A 411-nucleotide genomic window follows, 5' to 3' on the forward strand; every position below is an offset into this window, starting at 1 on the left:
GGCAATTAAGTCTTATAAAGTAAAATTTGAATTTAAAGCTTACGATACTGACAATGGCAATAGTGATATCAATTCTTTACCTAAAGAATTAAAAGATAAATTGCCAAGTGAGGTTAAGGTTAAAAAGGGAGAATCTTATGACCCAACTAAACCTGCTAATTTTGTTGAAACAGTAACAGATAATTCTGGAGAAGTTACAAATATTTATGAATGGACTTTTTCTGGTTGGAATCCAACAAGAATAGGTAAGGCAGAAAAAGATGAAACTATTACTGGAACATGGAAGAGAAAAAAAGTGACATCTGCAAAACCTACAGCTGAAAAAGCAACTGAAGGCGACAAGGTTATTAAGGGTCAAGGTATTGCTGGTTCAACTATAAAAATAAAACTTGGGGATAATAAAACTGTTGA

1 pseudogene is annotated in these 411 nt (G+C 32.4%); it reads left to right on the forward strand.

Annotated elements, in window-relative coordinates:
* Nucleotides 1-411: pseudogene (locus tag PTSHG_RS09860) on the forward strand (SHIRT domain-containing protein); the annotation flags it as partial.

The organism is Peptoniphilus senegalensis JC140 (assembly GCF_000321025.1).
Classification (GTDB): Bacteria; Bacillota; Clostridia; order Tissierellales; family Peptoniphilaceae; genus Peptoniphilus_A; species Peptoniphilus_A senegalensis.